The organism is Brevibacterium linens (genome assembly GCF_003999335.1).
In the GTDB taxonomy this organism is placed as follows: Bacteria; Actinomycetota; Actinomycetes; order Actinomycetales; family Brevibacteriaceae; genus Brevibacterium; species Brevibacterium linens.
This window is the reverse complement of the sequence record NZ_CP026734.1, coordinates 3,093,156-3,117,468: the sequence shown is the minus strand read 5'-3', so window position 1 is coordinate 3,117,468 and position 24,313 is coordinate 3,093,156. Positions and strand designations below refer to the sequence as shown.

The following is a 24,313-nucleotide window of genomic DNA, read 5'->3' as shown; positions in this document are numbered from 1 at the left end:
GTCGGTGCAGAACCGCGTGGTCGGCGTGAGAACGTCCCCGCCGCAGTACCGGAGCGCGGCCGCTTCCAGTCTAGTGCTCTTCGGCCCGAAGCGTCGTGGGGAATTCGCCGCCGACGCCCGTCCCGTGGGGGACTCGTCAGGTGGGGGACTCCTCAGGCGGGGGACTCGTCGGGCCCATCGGCTGCTGAGCCACCGTCGACCGCCAAAGCGCGGGCGATTATCGACAGTGAAGCGTGGGCGAGTGCACTGATGGCGATGAGCTGGCGGTTGTGCATCGTGATGCCGCGGATCACTCGGAGGCAGACTTCATCGCGACTGAGCTCAGTGCCGATCGGTCGGATGTTGTCGCGGGCCGTTGCGGCGATGGCTCGGCACTGATCGACGACCGAATCGGCGCTGACGGAGTAGCCGGCGGCATCGACCATCTCGAGGGTTCGAGCTACGGCTGTCCGAGCGGCGGACTCTTCAGCCGGCCGCAGACGATGGGGGAGGGCGCGAGCAGTATGCGCACCGCGGACGAGGGCGCTGGCGGCGCACCGCTGACGCCCTCGACACTGAGCGAGACCGGCCCGGTCACTGCGCCGTGACGAGACCGGGCAGGAAACTGACGAGACGGAACCGGGTCTTCAGGCGACGAATTTGTCGAACTCGTCGTTCTTGGCCAGGAAATTCTGCACATAAGAGCACGTAGTACGGAACTTCAGTCCCGCCTCGGCGCTGGTCTCGAGGGCATAGCGCACCAGCTTGGCCGCCAGGCCGCGACCGCCCCACTCGGGCGAGACCTCGGTGTGGGTGAAGGTGCGCACCGGACCGTCGGAGGTGTCATCGGCACTCGCCTTACGGTCGACGTAATCGGCGACACCGATGACCTTGCCCGCGTGGGAGACGGTGAAGCGTTTGGCTGCGGCATCCTCGGCGATGGTGAAGGTCTCTCCCGAGATGTCGATGTCCATGGTCGTTCCTCCCGAATGTCGGTGCTCCGAATGTCCGCGTCGGCGGCACTGCGCGATGGTCGTCGGCGATCGGCTGACGCTCGCCGTCGTCCTGACAGTTGACACTATAGTTGTGTTTCTGAGGACGCGACTAGCCTGATCGGATGACTAGCCTGGTCAGTCGCAGCTGCACGGACGATTGTGAAGGAGCCCCACCCATGACCGCACAGCCTTCGGCCTCCCCGGTCGACGCGCACCGCCAGAAGCTGCGCGCAGTCGGCGTCGAGATCGCCGAACTGACGTCTGCCGACATCGCCGACTATGTCGAGCTCGTGTCCTCGGCCTACCGCGGCGAGGGGTCGAAGCAAGGGTGGACGACCGAGGCGGACCTGCTGGGCGGACAGCGACTCGACGGACCGATGGCCGAGGACATGCTCGCCGAGGCGGACTCCCAGATCCTGCTCGCCCGCGATGAGCAGGGCCGCGCCGTCGCCAGCGTCTACGTGCGCGAGCCCGAAAACGGAGCCGCCTACCTCGGCGTGCTCGCCGTCTCTCCGCTGGGGCAGGGCAAAGGCGTGGGGTCAGCGCTCATCGGCCTCGCCGAGGCATGGGTGGCCGAGCACTGGGGCGCGACATCGATGCGGATGAGCGTGATCAGCAAACGCGAGGAACTCATCGCCTACTACGAACGTCGCGGCTACTCGCGCACCGGAGAAGTCGAACCCTTCCCTTACGGCGACGAACGCTTCGGACTGCCGAAGGTCGACGACCTCGAATTCGTGCTGCTGTCCAAGCCCCTGGGGTGAGGGGCGGCTTCGCCGAGAAACGGGCTGAGCGTCGAGAAACGCATGTGCACACCCGTTTCTCGACGCTCAGCCCGTTTCTCGATGAACTCAGCCTCAGAACATCATGGCGGGAACGACGAGGCCGCCGACGAGGGCGATCGGCCCGATGACGACCATCGACATGCCGAACTTCACGAGGATGCGCGTCAGTCGCGGCTTGTCCTCGACCGGGGCGGTCGCCACGACCGTGGCACCCAGCGTCGAGAACGGTGAGACGTCGACGACGGCCGAACACACGCCCAATGCCGCGATGAGCGCCCAGCCGGGCACCCCACCGGCCGCGATGAGCGGCAGAGCCAGCGGCACGAGAGCCGCCAGGATGCCCGTCGTCGAGGCGAACGCCGAGACCAGGCCGCCGACGACGCAGAGGACGAAGGCCGCGATGAGCGGCGAACCGATCGCCTCGGCGCCCTCACCGAGCAGGTCCACAGCGCCCATGTTCTGCAGCACGCCGACGAAGGTGATGATGCCGCCGACGAGCAGCACGGTCGGCCAGTCGATCTTCGGGATCGCGGCCTTGCCCGTCTTCGGGTCGACGAGCGAGAGGATCGCGCCGAACATGAAGCACAGCAGGCCGATGTCCGGTTCCTGGCCGAGTGCCGCGAGCACCACCACGGAGACGATGAGGCCGACCATGAAGATCACGGTGAGGATCTGCACGAAGGTGAACGGAGAGGATTCGCCCGCCTCGTCGGTGGTGGAGGAGTCGAAGAGCGCTTCGTCCTCGTCATCCTCACCGAAGGCCACACTCGACGCCGAGGCGGAACCGCGGGAAATCGTCGACTGCGCGCTTCCGGCGTGCGCCCCGGCCGAAGCATGCGCAGAGGCTGCCACCGTGGTCTTCGAGAACAGCGACCGTCCGTACATGAAGTATGCGGCGGTGAGCATGACGAGGTAGACGGCCACGGCGATGCCGAAGAGCAGGAACGGGGAGAGGTCGATTCCGGCATCGTGCGCGGTCGAATACGTGACGATTCCGTAGAGGCTCGTCGGGGCGAAGCCGCCGGCGCCGATGGCAAAGCAGATCGCCAGGCCCATGAGCGCATAGTCGACGCCGTACTTGCGGGCGACCTGCATGCCCACCGGCATCATCACCAGGCCCGCCAGCGGAGCGCCCATGGCCGCAATGCAGCCTGTGATGACGAAGAACACCGCGGGCAGCAGCACCGCCGAGGATCCGACGCGTTCGAGCGCCCAGTCGATGATCTTGTCGACCGTTCCGTTCTCCTGCGCGATTGCGAAGAAGTAGGTCACGCCCGCCAGCAGGATCATGATGCTCAAGGGGAATTCTGCGACGATGTCGTCAACTGCCATATCCGTGAGGAGGAGCCCGGTTCCGGCTGCGCCGACGAGCATGAGCACGCCGATCTGCACCCCGCGGACCGCGCCGATGGCGAAGAGAGCGATGAAGATGAGCAGAGCAATGATCTGAGTGAGCATGATGTCCTTGCGAAGGCTGAAACGACACTGAGTATCGCTGGCTGATTCGCTGGGAGACTACCAGTGTTACCGATGCGTACAGGTGAGGCGTGTCCGATCCGCCGGAAAGTCCCGTTATCGGAAATCCTCGCCGAGGCGCCCCGTGGGCAGGGGAATCGTCTCAGAACTACCTGACGGCGGCTGAGCAACCTCGCGCGAGGTTGCTCAGCCGCCGTCAGGTAGTAATTGGGGGGGGGGTCAGGTGAGGAGGAGGGCTCCGCCGAGGGCGATGAGGCCGACGATGATCGTGACCAAGGCGGCCAAAGCGATCGGTCGGGCGCCGAGGTTCCTCAGCGATCGCCACTGCACTCCGCGACCGAGGGCGAACATCGCCATCGCCAAGCACACGGTCTGAATCCAGCTGAGGCCGGTGACCGCGAACTCCGGCAGCAGGCCGAAGGTGCGCAGCGCCGCCATGACGAGGAACCCGACGACGAAGAGGGGCACGATCGGCGGGCGCTTGCCCTGAGCCGGAGCCTGCTTCGTCGCGGTCGACACCGACCCCGCGGCCGACCCCGCGGCCGACTCGGAATCGGCGGCTGCCGCGGAACCCGCGGCCGACCCCGCCCTTGCGGAGGTCGCGGCGGAACCCGCGGCCGGCGCGGAACCCGCGGCCGCCCCTGCCCTGCCCGCGGCCGCCTCGGTGACGGTGGAGTTCGCCATCGCCGTGTCCTCACTGCGGCGCACGGCATAGCTGAACACGGCGACGGTGGGCGCGAGCATGATGACGCGGGCGAGCTTGACGAGCACGGCGACCTCGAGGGCCGCGGGTCCGATGATCCCGCCGATCGCGACGACCTGCGCGACCTCGTGCGTGGCGGCTCCGCCCCACATTCCCGCGGTCTCCGGGGACAGGCCCAGAGCAGTCGAGAGCCCGGGGACGATCGCGATCATCAGGGTGCCGAAGAGGACGACGAGGCCGATCGCGGCGGCCACATCCTCCTTCTTCGACTTCAGCGTCGACTCGACTCCGGCGACGGCGGCGGCACCGCAGATGCCGAAGCCGCTGCCGATGAGCACTGCCAGCGGGCGGTCGACCTTGAGCGGCTTGGCCAGTGCCAGGGCGGAGAGGATGCCGGCGGCGACGATGACGGAGGCGAGGACGAGGACGAGCCAGCCGAGTTCGAGGATGTCACCGAGCACCACCTGCGCGCCGAGGGCGACGATGCCCAGGCGCAGCAGCGGCTTCGCGGCGAAGTTGAGCCCGGGCATGAACGCCTCGGACAGGTTGGGCACGAGATTGCCCAGGAGGATACCGAGCACGATCGCCACGAGCAGCGGTGAGAGCACGGGCGCGAGCATGGAGATCGGCCACGCGACGGCCGTGGCCACAGCGGCGACGGCGAGTCCGGGTAAGAGGGAGACGAAGCGGTTCATGACTTCAGTCTGTCAACGCCTGGACGGTCGCAGTAGACGGTGATTTCTTCGCAACCCATATGGATCTGATATGTCATGATGAGCATATGCACGATCTCAGGAGTATGAAGAACTGGCCCGAGCTCCAGGCTCTGGGGCTGCTGGTGGCCCTCAGTGGCAACGCCAGGTCGATCGGCCAGGCCGCAGCGAAACTCGATCTCGCCCAGCCGAATGCCTCCCGCAGCCTGCGCAACCTCGAACGCGATCTCAAGGTGCCGCTGCTGCGGCGCTCTCCGCGGGGCACCGAACTCACCGTCGAGGGCCGCGCCGTCGCCGAATGGGCGTCGAAGGTCATCGAAGCCTACGACACGCTCTACGCCGGGGCCCGCGCGATCCAGGACGCCCGTGCCGGAACCGTCAAGGTCAGCGCCTCGCTGACGGTCGCCGAATACCTCATGCCCCACCACCTCACGACATTCCGCGCCGCACACCCGACAATCGACATCGGACTGTCGGTGGAGAACTCCGCGACCGTCATCGACCGGGTGCGCCGGCAGACCTGCGACCTCGGGCTCATCGAATCCGTGTCCCTTCCGAAGGACCTCAACGCCGAGGTGGTCGGCCGTGACCGACTCATGATCGCCTGCGGCCCGGACTTCGCCCACGCCTGGACGAAGCCGATCACCGCCGAGGATCTGGCGCAGGTGCCGCTGCTCGTGCGTGAGATCGGCTCGGGCACCAGGGAGGCCATCGACGCGGCACTGCTCGGTGTGGGAGGAGTCCGCGTGGCGGGGGAGTACGGATCGAATTCTGCCCTGCGCATCGCCGCAGCCACCTCTGTGGCCCCGGCGGTCTTGTCGGAACTCGCTCTGCGCGATGACTTCCGGGCCGGACGTCTGGTGCCGCTGCCGGTGGCCGACGACGTCGATCTCACCCGCGAACTCCATGCAGTGTGGTCGGGCAGCAGACGGCCGTCACCCGGAGCGCGACTGCTGCTCGAGCACATGGTCGACAGCGTCGAGTAGAAGATTCGGACGACCAGAGAATTCGGACGACCAGAGAATTCGGAACAGCGAGAAGCGGAGGAATCGGCACGCACCTCTGCGGACTCCCGAAACATTCTCGTCATGCGACTGCCGAATTCGTGTGATGGAGTGGGGCATATATTGGGGACATGACACAGCCTGAGCCCTCCACCTCATCCGCCGCTTCGTCCGAGCCCGCCGCTTCGTCCGATTTCGCCCCGGACACCCTCGTCGTCGAAACCGGACGCCCGCAGCGCGCCGACGGTGCCGCGGTGAACCCGCCGATCGATCTGTCCTCGACCTTCGTCAGCGCCGGCGACATCACCGCCTCGCCCTATGCCTATGCTCGCTTCGACACTCCCGCGTGGACGCCGTTCGAAGAGGCGCTCGGTCAGCTCGAACATGCGAGCCTGCCCGGGCTGGTCTTCGGCTCCGGCCTGGCGGCGATCTCGGCGGTGGTCAGCCTCGTGCCCGCCGGCGGCACGCTGATCATCCCGACCCACAGCTATCAGGGGGCGCTCGCCTCCGCGGAGCAGATCGCTGGGCGTCAGAACTTCGACATCGTCACCGTCGACATCTCCGACACCGAGGCCGTCATCGCCGCCCTCGACGAAGCGGGGCACGCGACGCCGGGTCAGGTGGCAGCGGACGGGGCGGCCGCCTCGGCGAGTGCCGGCGAAGCCGGATCCCCGGGAATGCTGTGGATCGAATCGCCGACGAACCCTATGCTCGAGGTCGCCGACGTTCCCGCGCTGACCACCGCCGCCAAGGACCGCGGGTTCCTCGTCTCCGTCGACAACACCTTCGCCACCCCGCTGCTGCAGACGCCGCTCGATCTGGGCGCCGATATCGTCGTGCACTCGGTGACGAAATACCTGGCCGGGCACTCCGACGTCGTCCTCGGCGCGGTCGTCACCGGCAATGTCGGACTGCGCGAGGACCTGCATACGGAACGATCCATGCGCGGTGGCATCGCCGGACCCTTCGAGGTCTGGCTGGCCCTGCGTGGACTGCGCACCCTGGCCGTGCGCCTCGACCGTGCGCAGGCCAACGCACACGCCATCGCCGAACGCCTGGCCGCCCACCCCACCGTCGTCGAGACCCGCTACCCGGGTCTGCCAGGTGATCCCGGCCATGCTCGTGCAGCCGCGCAGATGAACGGGTTCGGAGCGATCATCTCCTTCACCGTCGACTCCGCGGAGAAGGCGACCGCCATCGCCGAGGCGGTCCGACTGTGGACGCCGGCGACGTCCCTGGGCGGGGTGGAATCCCTCATCGAACGTCGCCGCCGGCACCCCGCGGAACCGGCGACCGTGCCCGAGGGGCTCATCCGTCTGAGCGTGGGCATCGAGAACCTCGAGGACCTGTGGGCCGACCTCGAGGCGGCCCTGGCCTGATGGGGCAGGCGCCCGATTACGTGCTCGACCGGCCCAGCACGGACGACCGTGATCAGTTCTTCACCATCGACTCCGACCCGCGGGTCTGGACGCACCTGCCCAGCGGGCGCCTGACCGATGGGGAAGACGCCGTAGCGATCCTCGTCCGATTGGCCTCGCAGTGGGAGCTCGACGGAATCGGGCCGTGGATGGTCAGACGGGTTCCGGGTGGGGAGATCCTCGGCCATTGCGGATGCTCGCTGCGCGGAGTCGCCGGCCCCGGAGCCTCCCGCCGCACACCCGGAGCGTTCTGGAACCTCGGCTACCGATTCCGCCCCGAGGCGCAGGGGCGGGGACTGGCGAGTGCGGTCTCGCGCGATGCGATCGGAGCGTCCGAGGACGTCGACCCCGAACTGCCGGTCGTGGCGTATCTGCTCGAGGCCAACACCGCCTCGGCGGTGGTCGCCCGCAAGCTCGGCCTCGAACTCGTCCACCGGGTACCCGACGCCGGCAATCCCGACCCGTCTGCCATCCGGCTGGTCTTCGCCGACCGGGAGCTCACCGCCGCCCAGCTCGAGGCAACGTTGGCCTGACGCTCGTCGCATTCTGCCGAAAAACGGGTCAAACGTCGAGGCACGCGGGTGCGCCCACGTTTCTCGACGCTCAACCCGTTCTTCGGTGAAGCAGCTTTGCCACAACCCGTTTCTCGACGCTGAGCACGTTTCTCGGCAGCGAGCAATCCGCCTCGCTTATGTGACGCAGATCAACTTAACGTACGTTAAAGTGGCGGTAGATGCTTCCGCACTCCTCCCCGACGGACGGAAGCAGTCGCCCCGAAAGCTACTCGGATCATCGGATTCGTACGAAGGAGTCGCATTGTCCACCAGTGTTCTCACCGAAGTCAGCGGCGATGTCACGACCGTGACCATCAATCGTCCGGAGAGCCTCAACGCGCTCAACGAGTCGACGTTCGAGGCCATCGGCACGGCCGTCACCGAGGCGGCAGCGAACTCCCGAGCCCTCATCCTCACCGGCAATGAGCGGTCCTTCAGCTCCGGGGCGGATCTGCAGGGAGGGCTGGAACGACAAGACGGCATCGACCTCGACGGTGCGAATAGGATCATCGCCTCGATCCTCGACCTGCCTATCCCCACGATCGCGGCAGTGTCCGGACCGGCCGCCGGCATCGGCTGTTCGCTCGCGTTGGTCTGCGACTATCTGGTGATGAGCGAGAAGTCCTATCTCATGCTTCCCTTCACGAAGATCGGTCTCATGCCCGACGGTGGGTCGACTGCGCTGGTCGCAGCCTCGGCGGGGCGTCACCGGGCCCTGCGCATGGCGCTGACGGGAGAGAAGCTGCAGGCCGCCGATGCTCTCGACTGGGGGCTGGCCAGCGAAGTCGTTCCGGCCGGAAGCCACCTGGCACGGGCCGAGGAAGTCGCCGCGGTCTTCGCGCAGGGTCCGACTCGCGCCCTGACCGCCTCGAAGCGAGCGATCAATCGGGCCAGCCTGGCTGAAATCGACTCGTCCTTCGGCCGCGAGGTCGAAGGCCAGGATGCGCTGCGGGCGAGCAAGGACTTCGCCGAGGGAGTCGCGGCCTTCCTCGAGAAGAGGGCACCCGGCTTCACCGGGGAATGATCCTGGAGCGGCGCGGATGAGACTGTTGATGACTGCCAGTCCACGGGCCGGTCCATGACCGCCTGGCCACGGATCGGTCCATGACCGCCCGACTACGGATCGGTTGATAACTGTTTGACCACGAATCGACTCAACCGCATCCGCGCCGCCTCCACAGCTGATGTGATGGTGACGACCGCCCACCACGAAACCGGCGATCACGATACTTCTCCCGTCGCAGCCACACCGTCGCGACGGGACCGGAGCACGAACGAAGGAGTCTCATGCTGACAGGAATTCCGTCCACCCTGGGCGACAGCTACCAGCTCAACACCACCAGCCTCATCCGGCACGCAGCGACCGTCTTCGGTGATGTCGAGGTCGTCTACCGCCGTTCTGACGGCTCCTGGGGCCGGTCGAACTACGCCGACGAGTTCAAGCGCATGGCTCAGCTCGCGCAGGGCCTCGCCGACCTCGGCGTCGGCGCCGGCTCCATGGTCGGAGTCCTCGACTGGAACTCCCGCCGCCACCTCGAGCTCTACTTCGCCGTCCCCGGTGTGGCCGCGACCATGCTCCAGCTCAACCTGCGTCTGGCTCCCGAAGACCTCGCCTACGTCGTCAGCCACTCGAAGTCGGACTGGATCTTCGTCGACGAATCCCTGCTGCAGGTCGCCGAATCGCTGGCGCCGAAGCTCGACGTCAAGGGCTGGGTCGTCATGACCGACAAACCGATCGCCGAGATCGAGACGAGCCTGAACAACGTCGTCTCCTACGAAGATCTCATCGCCGACAAGCCCGAGACCTTCGACTGGCCGGTCGTCGACGAGAAGACCGCCGCCTACGCCGGATACACCACCGGCACCACCGGCCGGCCCAAGGGTGTCTACTACTCGCACCGCTCGATCTACCTGCACACCATGGGCGGTCTGGCTGCACTCCACGCGGGCTTCGACGACTGCGTCATGCCCATCACCCCGATGTTCCATGTGCTGTCGTGGGGATTCCCGCAGAACGCGGTGGCCGCTGGTGCCAAACTCGTCCTGCCGGGCAAGTTCGCCGCCGAGGAGTTCGGCGCCATCGCCCAGGCCTTCGTCGAGGAGAAGGTCACCCTGGCCAACGGCGCTCCTGCCATCTTCGGGCCGATGCTGCAGATGATGAAGAAGATGCCGCAGGCCCCGGACCTCAGCGGTGTCCGTCTTGTCTCCGGGTCGTCAGAGCCGCCGCTGTCGATGATGCGCGGGTTCAAGGAGGTCACCGGGGCCGATGTCATCCACGGCTACGGTGCCACCGAGACCACGCCGCTGGCGTCGACGAACTGGAAGATCCGTCCCGGTCTCGACCTCGACGAGGAGGAGAAGTGGGATCTCAAGCGCTCGCAGGGTCTGCCGGTCATCGGCGTCGAGATGAAGACCGTCGACCCCGAGGGCAATGAGCTGCCGCGCGACGGAAAGTCCATGGGCGAGCTGCTCATGCGCGGCCCCTGGATCACCGAGTCCTACTATCAGCTGCCCGACAATGCCGATCGCTTCCTCGACGGCTGGTGGCGGTCGGGCGACGTCGGCACCATCGACGAACACGGCTACCTCAAGATCACCGACCGGCTCAAGGACGTCATCAAGTCCGGAGGCGAGTGGATCTCGTCGATCGACATGGAGAACGCGATCCTCGACAACCCCGACGTCAGCGAGGCCGCCGTCATCGGCGTCCCCGACGAGAAATGGGATGAGCGGCCCGTCGCGTACGTCGTCGCCAACCCCGGCGCCGAGGTGACCAGGGACGCGATCGTCGAGACCCTGAGTTCTCGTTTTGCGAAGTGGCAGATGCCCGATGAGGTCAGGGTCGTCGACGAGATGCCGCGCACCTCGGTGGGCAAGCTCGACAAGAAGCTGCTGCGCAAGGATTGGGAAGAGTCCTGATCTCGGTCGCCAAGGCCGCATGAACCGGCAGGTGTCCTGACCACGGTCATCGCTGCCACGTGAACCGTCCGGTTCACAGCAGCAGCCAGCCGAGCAGCCCGGCGACGATGACCGTCGCCCACGCCGGGACCTTCCACATGGTCGAGGCAACGAAGGCGGCGACGGCCAGGGCCAGGGTCGCAGGCGAAGTGATCCCCGCGACGAAGACGGGATCGTAGAGCGCGGCCCCCAGCAGCCCCACGACGGCGGCATTGACTCCGGTCAGTGTCGCCGTCGCCGGTTCCCAGGCGCGCAGCCGTTCCCAGAACGGCAGGATCCCGATCACCAGCAGACCGGCGGGGAGGAAGATCGCCAGCAGGGCGATGCCGGCGCCGAGGATGCCGGTCGGTCCCGACGTCATCGACGCGCCGAGGAACGCCGCGAAGGTGAACAGCGGACCGGGGACGGCCTGTGCGGCACCGTAGCCGGCGAGGAACGTGTCGTGATCGATCAGCCCTGTGGGCACGAGTTCGGCCTCGAGCAGCGGCAGGACGACATGACCGCCGCCGAAGACCAGCGCCCCGGCCCGATAGAAGATGTCGATGAGACGAATCGTCGCGTCCCCGGTCACTGCGGTGAGCGCGGGCAGTCCGACGAGCAGCGCGACGAAGGCGATGAGGGCGGAGACGCCAAGTCGCCTGGCGCCACGCGAGGCAACGCGGGTCTCGGCGGGGGTTTCCCGATTCTTCGCCCCTCTGTGGGGCCGTTTCAGCCAGACCAGACCGAGCACTCCGCCGAGGACGATCGCGGCGACCTGGACGAGCGCCGTCGGCACGATCGAGTTCGGGATGACGAGCATGAGGACGATGGCGAGACCGGCGATGCTCGCGCGCCGGGCATCCGGGGTCAGCGATTTCGCCATCGACTGCACGGCACCGGCGACGACGGCCACCGCGGCGGCCTTGAGTCCGAGCAGCCATCCGGCATCGCCGAGCTCGCCGAAGGCCGAGAGCCCGAGCGCGAAGAGGGTGAGCAGAATCGCCGACGGCAGAGTGAAGGTCACCCACGCGGCGGCGAGCCCAGGCAGACCTGCTCGGCGCAGCCCGAGTCCCATGCCGACCTGACTCGACGCGGGGCCGGGCAGCATCTGGCACAGGGCCACGAGGTCGGCGTATTCGCGGTCGTCCAGCCAGGAGCGGCGGCCGACGAAGGTCTCGCGGAAGTACCCGAGGTGGGCGACGGGGCCGCCGAACGACGTCAGGCCCAGGCGAAGGAACGATCCGGCCACCTCGGCGGTGCGGGCAGGTGCAGTGGTCATCGGATCAGTGAACACGAATCAGGTGACGCAGAGGTGAACGGGCCTCAGGGGTGGTGGAGGAGATAGGTGCCGCCCTTGAGGCAGGTGTCGACGACCCAACCGTCGCCGACGAGGCCGGTCAGCACGGTGCGCAGCGCCAGTCGCCAGCGGCTGGCGAGGTCGGCATCCTGGCCGCGCAGGTCCTCGATGTCGGAGGGGAAGTCGAGTGAGACGAATTCGGTCTCCTTCGGCACTTCGCTCAGCAGCGGCTCGCCGTCATCATCGGCGCGCAGGCAGGGGAAGGCCGATCCGGGATCGACGACCGAGGCCCGTGCCGGACGGTCGAGCGGCCAGGACACCATCATCCGGTCGCTGGCCTGGCCGGAGTTCACTCCGTCGCGCATCTGCCCGTAGAAGTCCTCGAGGTATTCGACCATGCCGACGCCCAAACGCTGGAAGTTGAAGTACGCGTTGCGTGCGATGAGGGGGTCGAAGGTCCAGGTCATCTCGGTGATGCCCAAGTTGAGGCACCACAGACGCTGGTGCAGCTTCATCGCGGATCCGGCGCCGCGGCCGATGATCTGGTGGCGGACCCCGGCGATATGCGAGTGCATGACCGTGCCCAGAGGCTGGCCGAAGAAGCCGATGGTCACACCGATCATCTCGTCGGGTTCGTCGACGCTGTATGCGGCGGAGACATAGTTGCCGGCGTGGGCGAAGGCGATGATGAGGCTGGGTTCGAACACGTTCGTGCCGGTCTCGTCGACGTTCCAGACTTCGTCGAGCAGCATCGAGGCCCTGGCCGCCTCGTCGGCGGTGTGGATCTCGCGCACGTCGATGCGCGCGGTCTCCGCAGCGGCGGCGTATTCGTCCTCCGCCAGGGCGAGGATCTCCGAGTCCACTGTTCTCAGTTCTGGGTTCGCGCTCATGGGTTCATTGTGCCACCCGATCCCGGCCACGGCGGGAGGTCCAGGGCAACGATTCGACTACGGCGAACGGGCCAGTGCATGCTGAGACGCGGCCGACACGCGCGTGAGTGAACGTCCCCGCACGCTTGAGTGAACTCCGCCGCCGGCCGGGATGGGCCGGGTATAGCCTGGACGCATGAGCTCAACAGTCGCCGTCATCGGCGCCGGAACCATCGGCCGATCGTTCGCCTTCCTCTTCGCCCGCAGCGGGTACACGGTGCGGGTCTTCGACCCGCGATCCGACCTCGCCCAGGTGGTCGCCGGGCTGCAGGCCGAGGTCACCGCCGACGCTTCCGCCCGGAATGAGCTGGCCTCGCAGGTCGGCACCGTCGAAATCGCCGAGACCGTCGAAGCCGCCGTGGCCGGTGTCGTCTTCGTCCAGGAAGCCGGTCCCGAGGACCCCGAATCGAAGCCGGTGCTGTTCTCCCAGATCGCCGAGGCGGCTCCAACCGAGACCGTGTTCGCAACCTCATCGTCGACGATCCCGGCCTCAGTGATCGCAGCCGCGCTCCCGGAGTCCGCAGCACCCCGCGTCATCGTCGGCCACCCGTTCAATCCGCCGCACCTGATGCCGCTCGTCGAGGTCGTGCCTTCCCCGCAGACCTCCCAGGAGACCGTGGACGCCGCCGTCGAGTTCTATCGCAGCTGCGGCCGCGAGCCGGTGGTGCTGCGGCGTGAGATCCGCGGATTCGTCGGCAACCGGCTGCAGAATGCGCTGATGAAGGAAGCGATCTCGCTCGTGCAGAACGGGGTCGTCACCGCCGAGGATCTCGACTCGGTGCTGAAGAGTTCGCTGGGTCTGCGCTGGTCGGCCATCGGCCAGTTCGAAGGCATGCACTTCGGCGGGGGAGAGGCCGGGATCCGCGGGTTCATGGACCATATCGGCCCGGCCTTCGCCGCCATTGAGGATCTGCCCGTCGACGTCGACCCCGCAGCCATGGAAGACGTCTTCGAGCAGGTCGAAGAAGCCTATGGCCCGACGCCGACTCCGCAGGCCGCCGCCGTCCGCGACCGGATCCAGAAAGCGGTCCTCGAAGCCCGCGGTCAGGGGCGCTGAGACGCATTCGTCCCAAATAGAGGTCAGTATCGGATAACTTCCGGGCTCAGAAGTATCCGATAGTGACCTATTTTCGGGGCCGCAGGGACTCAGACCGCTGCTTGGTAGAAGTACGTGGTGCGTTCGGCGATGAGACCCTCGGTGTCGAAGAGGAAGAAATCCGCGAATCCCACCGAGGTCTCCGAGCCGTCCTTGAGGCGGCCGCTGAAGACTCCGCGACTGGATGCGCGGTCGCCGTCGACGATGATCTCCTGCAGCGAATGCGCACCAGTTTCGATGACGCGTTCGCCGTGGTAGAAGTCGGTGATCTGCTGGCCGACCATCGTCGGATAGCCGGGCCGATCATAGCTGGCGTCGGCGGCGAACAGCGCCGAGGTGGCGCCCGCATCTCCGGCATCGACGGTGGAGTAGTAGCGCTTCACGAGTTCAGTCACACTGGGCATGGCACTACCGTAACAGTGACCCATGACATAGTCCGGCCCGGCCCTCGGCGGATCGATCCGGACCCCTCAGGCCACCGAGCTTCTCGTCGACCTCGATCGTCATCTGATTTCGCATATCCATCCTGCATCGGGTTAGTATCGACCTGTTAATGATAACGAGTCTCACTAACTAGAGAGTGCGAATGATGAAACGACACATGCTCGGATCGGCGGTGGTCGCCTCGGCGCTGCTGCTCACCGGATGCCAGGCAGGCGACGACGCCACCGACTACGACGCGGTCGGCAAGGACGAGAAGACCGCGGGCGCCGCAGACAGCAAGGACGACAAAGGGCACGCCCAGGAGCTCGCCGGTGCCCAGCCGCGGATCGTGACTACCTACGACGGAGGGATCCTCACCCTCGACGCGACGACGCTCGAGGTCATCGACGACACGAAGATTGAGGGCTTCAACCGTCTCAACCCCGTCGGCGACGGCCGCCACCTCATGGTCTCCGTCGCCGAGGGATTCCGGCTCTTCGATGCCGGAGTCTGGACCCAGCCCCATGGCGACCACACCCACAGCTACGCCGCCGACCCGCAGCTCACCGACACCGTCTTCGACACCGAGCTGCCCGGACACGTCGTCAACCACGGCGAGACCACCGTGCTCTTCGGCGACGGCGACGGCAAGATCCAGACCTTCGACACCGATGACTTCTCCGACGGCGACCCGCAGCCCGAGGTCACCGAAGCCGCAGAGCCCCATCACGGAGTCGCCGTGAAGCTGGCCGACGGGTCGATGCTGCACACGGTCGGCACCGAGGACGAGCGTTCGGGTGCGAAGGTCGTCGACGACTCCGGCAAGGAGATCGCCGGCAGCGACGACTGCCCCGGAGTCCACGGCGAGGCCGCAGCGAAGGACGAGGTCATCGCGCTCGGCTGCGAGGACGGAATCCTGCTGTACAAGGAGGGCAAGTTCGAGAAGATCGATGCCCCCGATTCCTTCGGGCGCATCGGCAATCAGTCCGGAAGCGATGAATCGCAGTACATACTCGGCGATTACAAAGTCGACGAAGACGCCGAACTCGAACGCCCCGAACGGGTGAGCATCACCGATACGAAGTCGGGCGAACTCAAGCTCGTCGACCTCGGCGCCTCGTACAGCTTCCGGTCGCTCGGCCGCGGACCCGACGGGGAAGGCGTCGTCCTGACCACGGACGGCACGCTGAAGATCATCGACCCCGCCACCGCCTCGGTGACGGAGGAATATCCGGTCATCGACGAATGGGAAGAGCCCGTCGAATGGCAGCAGGCCCGCCCGACGCTCTTCGTCCAGGGCGAAGTTGCCTATGTCAGCGATCCGGCGGGGAAGACGATCCACATCGTCGACCTCGAATCCGGTGAGGTGATGGCCGAAGGAGAGCTGCCGCACGCGCCAAACGAACTCACCGGCGTCACCGGCTGAGGACCCTCGGCAGACACTGACAGCGACGCGAAACCGGACTGGACCCGACCCGGCGGTGCCCGTGAACGCACCGCCGGAGCGGGCCGTCCGCCTCGGTGACGGCTGGGAATCCGCCCAGGAAATGAGCCCCCCGTTGCCGACGCCGGCGTTCGGCCATAGCGTGGGGGATGGACCTGCGATCACACCACAGGAGATCGCACAACCCCGTCGAAGTGAAAGAGGACTGCCATGACCACCATGTATCGCGTGACCGACCCGGCGACCGGCCAGGTCGCCGAAGAATTCCCCACCGCCACCGATGCCGAGATCCTCGCGGCCCTCGATCGTTCGGCGACGACATTCGACGAGTGGAGCCGGACCACGGTAGCCGAGCGCGCCGCACTGCTGACCCGCGTGTCCGAGATCTACGCCGAACGCGCCGAAGAGCTCGCCGAAGTCATCAAGCTCGAAATGGGCAAATCCGTGCCCGAAGGCAAGGGCGAAGTCCAGCTGTGCTCGATGATCTACAAGTACTTCGCTGACAACGCCGAAGCCTTCATGGCCGACGAACCACTGCGCGGACCCAAGGACGCCACCGCCATGATCCGCCGCAAGCCCGTCGGCTCGCTTCTGGGCATCATGCCGTGGAACTTCCCCTACTACCAGGTCGCCCGCTTCGCCGCCCCGAACCTGGCCCTGGGCAACACCATCCTGCTCAAGCACGCCCCGCAGTGCCCCCGCTCGGCACAGATGATGGAAGAGATCTTCATCGAGGCAGGCCTGCCCGAAGGCGCGTACATCAACATCTACGCCAGCAACGAGCAGGTCGCCGGCATCATCCTGCCCGACCCGCGCAACCACGGAGTGTCCCTGACCGGATCCGAACGCGCCGGTGCCGCCGTCGCTGCCGAGGCCGGAAAGAACCTCAAGAAGGTCGTACTCGAACTCGGCGGATCCGACCCCTATATTCTGCTCGACACGGACGACGTCCAGAAGTCCGCGAAGACCTTCTTCAACACCCGCATGGGCAACACCGGCCAGGCCTGCAACTCGCCCAAGCGGATGATCGTCATGGACGACATCTACGACGACTTCGTCTCCTCCATCACCGAGGCGGCCCAGAAGAACACCCCCGCCGTGCCCGGCGAGGAAGGCTCCCGACTGTCCCCGCTGTCGTCGGTGGCCGCCGCCGACCGCTTCGTCGAACAGGTCCAGGACACCGTCAGCGAGGGCGCGACCCTGCTGGCCGGCGGTAAGAAGTACGACGGCGGCGGAGCCTACGTCGAACCCGTCGTCCTCACCGATGTGCAGAAGGGCATGCGCGGATACTACGAAGAGCTCTTCGGACCCGCTGTCATCGTCTACAAGGTCAGCAGCGAGGAAGAAGCCGTCGAGCTCGCCAACGACACCCCCTTCGGTCTGGGGGCCGCCGTGTTCTCGACCGATATCGCCCGGGCCGAACGCGTCGGCGACCAGATCGATTCCGGCATGGTCTTCCTCAACGCTCCGGAGGGAACACGCGAATACCTGCCCTTCGGCGGAGTCAAGCGCTCCGGCGTCGGCCGGGAGCTCGGACCGCTGGCGATGGACGAATTCGTCAACAAGCAGCTCGTGTACAAACAGAACTGATCGAGGTGCTCGGAGCCCTGCGAATCCGGGCTCCGATCGTGACCGGGTTGTGATCGCCGTCAGGGCGCTGTCTCCTACCGGGAGACAGCGCCCTGATTGTATGCTGAGACCACACACAGCCAATTCTCATAAATCTCAGCGGGAGGTCTTCCCATGTCGGCACCGAAGCCGTCGACCCAGGTCAACGCCGCAGCCTCAAAAGGGATCATGCGGCCGGTCAACCGATTCCTCGAACAGTGGATTCCCTCGGCCCTGACCTTCGCCATCGTCCTCACCCTCATCGTCGCCGTCCTTGCGTTCATCTTCACCGATGCGGGCCCGACCGACGTAGTCGTCGGCTGGGGTGAGGGACTGGCCGGACTGCTCGAGTTCATGACGCAGATGTGTCTGATCCTCCTGCTCGGCCACATCCTCGCCAACACCGGACCCGTGCGGAAACTGCTGGCCTGGCTCGCCCGCGTCCCGGGCAACGCCACCTTCGCCTATGTCTTCGTCTTCCTCGTCGCCGCTCTCGCCAGCCTCATCACCTGGGGCCTCGGCCTCGTCGTTGGCGCTCTGCTCGCCCGTGAGATCGCCGTGCAGTCGCGCGAACGCGGGATCAAGGTCCACTTCCCGCTGCTCGTGGCCGCCGGATACTCCGGATTCGTCGTCTGGCATATGGGCTATTCGGGATCGGGCCCGCTGACCGCGGCCACCCCTGACTCCTTCCTCTCCGAATCCCTCGGCGGGCAGACGGTTCCCGTCTCCGAGACGATCTTCGCCGGCTGGAACCTGCTGGCCATCGCCGGCGTCATCATCGTCTGTGGTCTCCTCTTCTTCCTCGTCGCACCCAAGGCCGGTGCCCCCGTCTACGAACTGCCCGCCTCGGTGAGCTCGGAGACGCAGTCGCAGGCCGACAATGAGGTCGTGACACCGGCCGATCGCATCGATGCCTCGCGCATCCTCACCCTCATCATCGGTCTGGCGCTCGTCGTCTATCTCGTCATCCACTTCGCCCAGGGAGGGGGACTGACACTCGACATCGTCAACTGGTCGTTCCTCGCGCTCATCCTGCTGCTCGTGCGCAATCCCTTCGAACTCATCCACCTGACGAAGGAGGCGGCATCGAATGTCGGCGAGATCCTCCTGCAGTTCCCGCTCTACGCAGGAATTCTCGGCATCATGTCGACCACCGGACTCATCGCGGTGTTCTCCGACGCCATCGTCTCGATCGCGAACCCGGCCTCGTTCGGGGTCCTCGCGCTCATCTCGGCAGGACTCGTCAACTTCTTCGTCCCCTCCGGCGGCGGACAGTTCGCCGTACAGGGCCCGATCATGCTCGATGCGGCCAATCAGCTCGGCGTCGACCCGTCGGTCGCGATCATGGCCGTGTCCTACGGTGACCAGTGGACGAACATGCTCCAGCCGTTCTGGGCGCTGCCGGTGCTCGCCATCGCCGGGCTGAAGATGCGTGACATCCTCGGCTACACCGTCATCACGTTCCTCGGCGCAGGGGTGGTGATGGCGGCCGCGCTGCTCTTCGTCTCCCTCTGAGCCCCGCCTCGGCGAGGGTGAGCCGCTGATCTGCAGAATCGCGTGGCATAACAGGACAAATGACGGGAAGTGTCTATGTGGTAACCTCCATTGTTGGCCGTTCCCGTGGAACCGGGGATTCGGCGAGGACGGAATATCTTTCAGCAACAGCCGTTGATCATGCCCGGTTGAGCATGTCGTTCGATCGGGTCCGATGCCACGACGCAACAGCGTCCGGATAAGGAGCACAACCATGTCAGCATCAGTCGACACCCCGCCGGGTGAACCGAAGGGAGAAGCGAAGGGCACGGTGAAGCCGTCGCTTCCGCCCCTGAATAAGCGTGTATTCGCGGCCGCGGCCGCGGTGGCTCTCGCCATCACCGTATGGGCTCTGATCTCACCGACCAACGCCGAGGCGGTCCTCGGTGCCGTCGTCGGCTGGACCTCCGATTGGTTCGGTTGGTTCTACGTCCTTCTCGTTCTCGTCGTCCTCGTCTTCGTCATCTACCTGGCGGCCTCCCGCTACGGCAACACGAAGCTCGGCCCCGAGCACTCGAAGCCCGAATTCGGCCTCGTCGCCTGGGCGTCGATGCTCTTCGCGGCCGGCATCAGCACCGACCTCATGTTCTTCGCCGTGGCCGAACCGGTCACGATGTACCTCACCCCGCCGAGCACGGAGCCCGAGACGGTCGCCGCGGCCCGCGAATCCACCGTATGGGCGCTCTTCCACTACGGCCTGAGCGGTTGGGGACTCTACGCACTCATGGGTATGGCTCTGGCGTACTTCGCCTACCGGATGAACATGCCGTTGGCGATCCGCTCGGCGTTGGCCCCGATCTTCGGCAAGCGTGTCCATGGCGCTTTGGGTGAGACGGTCGACTTCGCTGCTCTGCTGGGCACGATCTTCGGTGTCGCCACCTCGTTGGGCATCGGCGTCGTCATGGTCAACGTCGGCCTCAACACGGTTTTCGGGATCCCGGTCGGCACCGCTGCCCAGGTCGGCATCGTCGTCGTCGGTGTCGGAGTCGCCACGCTTTCGGCGGTCTCGGGCGTGGACAAGGGCATCAAGTTCCTCTCCGTCCTCAACGTCGTGCTCGCCATTGCGCTGAGCTTCTGGGTGCTCGTGGCCGGGAACACGCAGTTCCTGCTCAACGCCTTCGTCCTCAACGTCACGGACTTCGTCCGCCTGTTCCCGGACATGGCCGGTCAGACCTTCGCCTTCGAGGACACCGGAACATGGATGACCGACTGGACCCTGTTCTTCTGGGCCTGGTGGATCGCCTTCGCTTCGTTCGTCGGTCTCTTCCTCGCCCGCATCTCCCGCGGGCGCACGATCCGTCAGTTCGTGTTGGGCACCCTGACGATTCCGTTCATCTACATCTTCATGTGGATCTCGATCTACGGAAACTCGGCCCTGGACATCATCCGCAACGGTGATGTGGAGTTCGGCGAAGCGGTCATGGTCAGCCCCGAAGGCGGCTTCTACGACCTGCTCTCCCGCTATCCGGCCTTCTTCCTCATCGCGGGTCTGGCCACGCTCACGGCTCTGCTGTTCTACGTCACCACCGCGGACTCTGCGGCCCTGGTGATGGCGAACCTGTCGTCGAATCTGCGCAACCCCTCCGAGGACGGTCGCGCCGGTCTGCGGATCTTCTGGGCCGTGCTCACCGGTGCCCTGACGGTGGCGATGCTGCTCGTCGGAGGCATCGGCGCCCTGCAGAGCGCGACGGTGATCATGGGCCTGCCCTTCGCCTTCGTCGTCATCCTCGTCATGATCGGTTTGTACAAGGCGCTGCGGGTCGAGGCGAACCGCGTCGACAGTGTCGATACGACCCTGCCCGGATCCTTGGCCCGTCGTTCCCGGGGTCCCGGTCACGAGACCTGGCAGCGTCAGCTCGGCCGAGTGCTGTCCTTCCCGAATCGGGCGCGCGCCGAGGAGTTCGAGCAGAAGGTCCTCATTCCCACCCTCCACGAGGTGGCTGCAGAGATGGAAGGCCGCGGAATCTCGTCACGCTGCGGTCGCGTCGACAACGAAGGTGTGTTCGTCGACGACGGCGAACTCTTCCAGTTCGAGGTCGACGGAGACGGGGAGTACCCGTTCCGCTATCAGGTGTGGCCGCACAAGGTCAGCGTGCCGTCGTTCGGTGGAATGGTTCCCCGCGGAACCGGCGAGGACTACTACCGGATGGAGGTCTACCTCGACGGAGGCACCGGTCAGGGCTACGACATCATGGGCTTCTCGAAGGAGCAGATCATCGATGACGTGCTCGACCAGTACCAACGCCACGTCGAATTCCTGCAGCTGCAGGAGAACATCATCCACGGCGATGACTGAATTGCGGCATCCGGATGACTGAATCTCACCGGGTGAGTGCGACGCCCGGGATCCCGGCCTGACGGCCGGTGGTCCCGGGCGTCGTCATTTCTCCGCACGCACGGTGCGCAGGGTTCGGGTGACGTCAGCCCGACGCGATACGGTTTGAGGATGGACGACGAATCACAGCCGAGCTCACCGGGCGGAGCCGTCATCGGCGACGACGGGCTGGCTCGCACCCCGTGGGCGTACGGCGACCCGATGCTGTTGGACTACTACGACAGCGAATGGGGTCTGCCCATCCACGACGAGGCCGGCCTGTTCGAGCGGATGAGCCTCGAAGGTTTCCAGGCCGGATTGTCGTGGCTGACGATCCTGAAGAAGCGGGAGCGATTCCGTGAGGTCTTCGCCGGATTCGATCCCGATGCCGTGGCCCGCTTCGGCGAAGGCGAGATCGAACAGCTGCTGCCCGATTCCGGGATCATCCGCCATCGCGGCAAGATCGAAGCCTGCATCAACAATGCCGCGCGCGTGATCGAACTGCGTGAAGACGGCGGACTCGATGCGTTCCTGTGGTCGTTCCAGCCTGCGCAGACCCCGCGACCGCGTACCATTGCCGAGATCCCGACGACCGGACCGGAATCCGTGGCACTGTCGAAGGCGCTGAAGAAGAAGGGGTTCCGCTTCGTCGGGCCGACGACGATGTATGCGCTGATGGAGGCCATCGGCATGGTCGATACGCACCTGCTCGATTCCCACCGCCGAGGCGCGTCCGGAGTGTGGTCGGAATGAATGACATCCGCGTCTCCGCGCTCGTCCTTCTCCACCCGCAGCGCCGGGAACTGCTCATGGTGCGCAAGGCAGGGACCAGTTCCTTCATGCTGCCCGGCGGCAAACCCGAAGACGGGGAGACCGCTGAGGACACCATCGTCCGCGAGATCGCCGAGGAGCTCGGACTCGATCTGGACCGGCACCGGCTGCGCGCTTTGGGCACATTCGCTGCGGCGGCGGCGAACGAGGCCGATCACCGAGTCATCGCTGACGTGTTCCGCTACGACGGTGTGCCCGAGGCGCTCGACGTCGAGAACATCGAGCACCTGGCCGAGATCGCCGAAGCCGGCTGGTTTCCCATCGACCCGCTGCCCGCGGACACCGATATCCGTCAGTTCGCGCCGCTGACCCGCAATGAGGTCATCCCGGCGCTGCAGGCCGCGGGGAGACCGGCTTCCGGTGACCGGCTCAGAGCCTCTCCTGCCGCGAATAAGCGATGAGGGCCCGGTACAGATCGATCGGCGCACAGTTGGCGCCCTTGGCCAGGGACTTCAAGAGCTTGCGGTAGGTCTGGTAGTCCATCTGCGCCGGGTTGTCAGTGGGCACGAGGTTGTAGTCGTGCAGCACGGTCAGCGCCCGGGAATCCATGATGGAGAATTTCTTCGGATTCACGACGGTGAGCAGAGTGCTGGCCATCGGGATTCCCACACCGGGCAGCATCTGCAGCACCGGCAGCCGGAAGCGGTTGGGTGTGTCGTCATCGAGGGCGACGCCGGTGACGAAGTCGATGTCATCGGATGGGATCTCCTCAAGACTCGGCAGGACGCCGATGGCCTTCCACTCGGCGACTTTGAGGAAGTGCTTGCGTTTGAACGATTCGCGAACTTTCGTCTTCGGGCCGATGGCGCTGAAGATCTCCGACTCAAGATCCGTGAGGACGTAGAGCGGCTCGAACTTGAGGACGAACGCGGTATCGATGGTGCCGCTGGTGGCATCGCGGTTGAGTTCTGATGAGTTCATGTGCCGATGGTAGGCGATCATTCTGACTCGCAGGTGAACACTTGTCCGCCGAAAGAGAGGCAGACGATGCTGACACGGCAGATGCAGTGCCGATGTCGTAACCTCGGACTATGGACCCCGAACATCCGTCTCAGGCGACGTACACCCCGGCCCTGTTGGGTCTGGTGTGGACGGCGATGTTCGGATTCTCGGCCTTCTTTTTCAGCTATTCGACGATGGTGACGATTGCGTCAACGGATGGACTGTCGACGGTCACCGGCGGGTCGGTGCTGACGACCATGATGATCGGTGTCATCGTCGCCCAGCCTTTCGCTCCGTGGGCCGGTCGCGTCTTCGGTTTCAAGGTCTCGCTCATGCTGGCTCTTGTGCTGCAGTTCTTGGGCCAGCTGCTCGGGCTTTTCATCACCCCGCCGCTGTTGGCGCTTATCCTCGCCGGACTCTGCGGGGGCACCGGGTTCGGGCTCTTCGTCGTCCTCGCCAACGCTGCGGTTCCGGGCACGACCTCGCCGGGACGAATCGGCAAGGCGCTGGGCTTCTTCGGCGGGATCACCTCCCTGGCGGCGGCCGTCGGAGCACCGCTGGGACTGTGGCTGGTCGAGACGATCCCGATCTGGATCTTCCGCATCATCGTCTGCGGCTGTCTCCTCCTGGCCATCCCCACGGTGCTCAGATACGTGCCCGGTCGGTCGCCTCGGCGAGGGAACGACGATGCGGGAGAATCGGCGCGAGGTAGCGAAACGGCCGGGATCCGGCCCGGTCGCAACGAGAAGCGGAGCCGGCGGAAGGTCGGGCGCCGGGCGGGGGAGGCCCTCGGGCTCGTCCTCATGCTCTCACCGTTCCTCGTCGGCATGATCGTCTTCGGGATCATCGTCGGCTTCGGGCCGGGCGAAGACGTCGCGGCGGCGGCTCTGTTCATCGCGGGCATGCAGGTATCGGCGGTCATCGGACGCTTCGTCGTCGGAGCCGTCTCGGACAGCTTCCCGCCTTTCGCCCTCAATATCTTGGGTCTCGTCCTCACCGCGATCGGACTGGTCTGCGCTGTCGTCTTCTACGGTGCGGCGCTGTTCGTCGCGATGCTCATCATCGGACTGGGCTTGGGTGCCATGCAGTCGGCGAGCCTCGTCATGGCCTTCGCCTCGGTGAGTTCGCCGAGCCGGGCCAGCGTCGCCTGGAATATGAACTTCGACATCGGGCTGGCCATCGCCGGGGTGGTCGGCGGGCTCGGCTTCACCTATCTGGGGTCATCGTCGACCTTCCTCGTGTGCGCTCTGCTTCTGCTGTTCGCCGGTGCCCTGTCGTGGATCGCGCGGACGATGCAGATGCGCAGCACCGGGGGCAGCTGAGCCGGTTGCG

22 protein-coding genes are annotated in these 24,313 nt (G+C 66.0%); 14 read left to right on the top strand and 8 right to left on the bottom strand.

Annotated elements, in window-relative coordinates; all coding sequences use genetic code 11:
* Positions 1-152: 152 nt before the first annotated feature.
* Together CXR29_RS14115 and CXR29_RS14110 are read right to left on the bottom strand one after the other, a co-directional pair.
* Positions 153-425, bottom strand: coding sequence for a hypothetical protein (locus CXR29_RS14115; protein WP_101555937.1), 273 nt, complete (start codon positions 423-425; stop codon positions 153-155).
* 201 nt (positions 426-626) lie between these two features.
* A complete protein-coding gene (locus tag CXR29_RS14110) occupies positions 627-953 on the bottom strand; it encodes a GNAT family N-acetyltransferase (protein WP_101555936.1) in 327 nt (108 codons plus the stop codon).
* A gap of 197 nt (positions 954-1,150) precedes the next feature.
* Between CXR29_RS14110 and CXR29_RS14105 the strand changes: the two genes are divergently transcribed.
* A complete protein-coding gene (locus tag CXR29_RS14105; protein ID WP_127364876.1) occupies positions 1,151-1,738 on the top strand; it encodes a GNAT family N-acetyltransferase in 588 nt (195 codons plus the stop codon).
* Positions 1,739-1,831: 93 nt separating this feature from the next.
* Here CXR29_RS14105 and CXR29_RS14100 read toward each other — a convergent pair whose 3' ends face one another.
* Together CXR29_RS14100 and CXR29_RS14095 are read right to left on the bottom strand one after the other, a co-directional pair.
* Entirely contained in the window at positions 1,832-3,217 is a 1,386-nt protein-coding gene (locus CXR29_RS14100) for an SLC13 family permease (RefSeq protein WP_127364875.1), read from the bottom strand.
* Positions 3,218-3,454: 237 nt separating this feature from the next.
* The gene (locus CXR29_RS14095; RefSeq protein WP_127364874.1) at positions 3,455-4,633 is read right to left on the bottom strand and encodes a YeiH family protein; all 1,179 of its coding nucleotides are present in this window, start codon (positions 4,631-4,633) and stop codon (positions 3,455-3,457) included.
* Positions 4,634-4,737: 104 nt separating this feature from the next.
* Between CXR29_RS14095 and CXR29_RS14090 the strand changes: the two genes are divergently transcribed.
* The 5 genes from CXR29_RS14090 (at position 4,738) to CXR29_RS14070 (ending at position 10,546) form a co-directional block, all read left to right on the top strand.
* Positions 4,738-5,637, top strand: a complete 900-nt coding sequence (locus CXR29_RS14090; RefSeq protein ID WP_241241468.1) for a LysR family transcriptional regulator — start codon at positions 4,738-4,740, stop codon at positions 5,635-5,637.
* A gap of 149 nt (positions 5,638-5,786) precedes the next feature.
* Complete coding sequence (locus tag CXR29_RS14085) at positions 5,787-7,034, top strand: trans-sulfuration enzyme family protein (protein WP_127364872.1); 1,248 nt, start codon at positions 5,787-5,789, stop codon at positions 7,032-7,034.
* Positions 7,034-7,606 carry a GNAT family N-acetyltransferase gene (locus CXR29_RS14080; protein WP_127364871.1) on the top strand — a complete coding sequence of 191 codons (573 nt, stop codon included), beginning with the start codon at positions 7,034-7,036 and terminating at the stop codon, positions 7,604-7,606. The genes CXR29_RS14085 and CXR29_RS14080 overlap by 1 nt, the downstream gene beginning before the upstream one ends.
* A gap of 283 nt (positions 7,607-7,889) precedes the next feature.
* A complete protein-coding gene (locus CXR29_RS14075; protein WP_127364870.1) occupies positions 7,890-8,651 on the top strand; it encodes an enoyl-CoA hydratase in 762 nt (253 codons plus the stop codon).
* A 263-nt stretch (positions 8,652-8,914) separates the two neighbouring features.
* The gene (locus CXR29_RS14070; RefSeq protein ID WP_127364869.1) at positions 8,915-10,546 is read left to right on the top strand and encodes a long-chain-fatty-acid--CoA ligase; all 1,632 of its coding nucleotides are present in this window, start codon (positions 8,915-8,917) and stop codon (positions 10,544-10,546) included.
* 73 nt (positions 10,547-10,619) lie between these two features.
* On the opposite strand, the gene chrA is transcribed toward CXR29_RS14070, so the two are convergent.
* Both chrA and CXR29_RS14060 read right to left on the bottom strand, forming a co-directional pair.
* Positions 10,620-11,843 carry a chromate efflux transporter gene (chrA, locus tag CXR29_RS14065; protein WP_127364868.1) on the bottom strand — a complete coding sequence of 408 codons (1,224 nt, stop codon included), beginning with the start codon at positions 11,841-11,843 and terminating at the stop codon, positions 10,620-10,622.
* Between the two features lie 44 nt (positions 11,844-11,887).
* Complete coding sequence (locus CXR29_RS14060; protein WP_127364867.1) at positions 11,888-12,751, bottom strand: hypothetical protein; 864 nt, start codon at positions 12,749-12,751, stop codon at positions 11,888-11,890.
* A 175-nt stretch (positions 12,752-12,926) separates the two neighbouring features.
* Between CXR29_RS14060 and CXR29_RS14055 the strand changes: the two genes are divergently transcribed.
* Complete coding sequence (locus CXR29_RS14055) at positions 12,927-13,847, top strand: 3-hydroxyacyl-CoA dehydrogenase NAD-binding domain-containing protein (protein ID WP_127364866.1); 921 nt, start codon at positions 12,927-12,929, stop codon at positions 13,845-13,847.
* An 89-nt stretch (positions 13,848-13,936) separates the two neighbouring features.
* Here CXR29_RS14055 and CXR29_RS14050 read toward each other — a convergent pair whose 3' ends face one another.
* Positions 13,937-14,290 carry a nuclear transport factor 2 family protein gene (locus CXR29_RS14050; RefSeq protein WP_127364865.1) on the bottom strand — a complete coding sequence of 118 codons (354 nt, stop codon included), beginning with the start codon at positions 14,288-14,290 and terminating at the stop codon, positions 13,937-13,939.
* A gap of 182 nt (positions 14,291-14,472) precedes the next feature.
* Between CXR29_RS14050 and aztD the strand changes: the two genes are divergently transcribed.
* The 6 genes from aztD to CXR29_RS14020 all read left to right on the top strand — a co-directional run bounded on the left by aztD (position 14,473) and on the right by CXR29_RS14020 (position 22,440).
* Positions 14,473-15,735 (top strand): zinc metallochaperone AztD, encoded by a 1,263-nt coding sequence (gene aztD, locus CXR29_RS14045; RefSeq protein WP_206516223.1) that lies wholly within the window; start codon positions 14,473-14,475, stop codon positions 15,733-15,735.
* A gap of 228 nt (positions 15,736-15,963) precedes the next feature.
* Positions 15,964-17,343: an NAD-dependent succinate-semialdehyde dehydrogenase gene (locus tag CXR29_RS14040; protein WP_127364864.1), complete on the top strand. Its 1,380-nt coding sequence runs from the start codon at positions 15,964-15,966 to the stop codon at positions 17,341-17,343.
* A gap of 153 nt (positions 17,344-17,496) precedes the next feature.
* Positions 17,497-18,876: a short-chain fatty acid transporter gene (locus tag CXR29_RS14035; RefSeq protein WP_101555925.1), complete on the top strand. Its 1,380-nt coding sequence runs from the start codon at positions 17,497-17,499 to the stop codon at positions 18,874-18,876.
* A gap of 232 nt (positions 18,877-19,108) precedes the next feature.
* Entirely contained in the window at positions 19,109-21,190 is a 2,082-nt protein-coding gene (gene betT / locus CXR29_RS14030; protein ID WP_101555924.1) for a choline BCCT transporter BetT, read from the top strand.
* Positions 21,191-21,340: 150 nt separating this feature from the next.
* Complete coding sequence (locus tag CXR29_RS14025) at positions 21,341-21,961, top strand: DNA-3-methyladenine glycosylase I (RefSeq protein WP_127364863.1); 621 nt, start codon at positions 21,341-21,343, stop codon at positions 21,959-21,961.
* Positions 21,958-22,440 carry an NUDIX hydrolase gene (locus CXR29_RS14020; protein WP_127364862.1) on the top strand — a complete coding sequence of 161 codons (483 nt, stop codon included), beginning with the start codon at positions 21,958-21,960 and terminating at the stop codon, positions 22,438-22,440. Before CXR29_RS14025 ends, CXR29_RS14020 begins: the two co-directional genes overlap by 4 nt.
* Here the strand turns inward: CXR29_RS14020 and CXR29_RS14015 are convergent.
* Positions 22,409-22,960 carry a hypothetical protein gene (locus tag CXR29_RS14015; RefSeq protein ID WP_127364861.1) on the bottom strand — a complete coding sequence of 184 codons (552 nt, stop codon included), beginning with the start codon at positions 22,958-22,960 and terminating at the stop codon, positions 22,409-22,411. The genes CXR29_RS14020 and CXR29_RS14015 overlap by 32 nt on opposite strands.
* 110 nt (positions 22,961-23,070) lie before the next feature.
* On the opposite strand from CXR29_RS14015, the gene CXR29_RS14010 reads away from it, so the two are divergent.
* The gene (locus CXR29_RS14010; protein ID WP_127364860.1) at positions 23,071-24,303 is read left to right on the top strand and encodes an MFS transporter; all 1,233 of its coding nucleotides are present in this window, start codon (positions 23,071-23,073) and stop codon (positions 24,301-24,303) included.
* Positions 24,304-24,313: the final 10 nt, after the last annotated feature.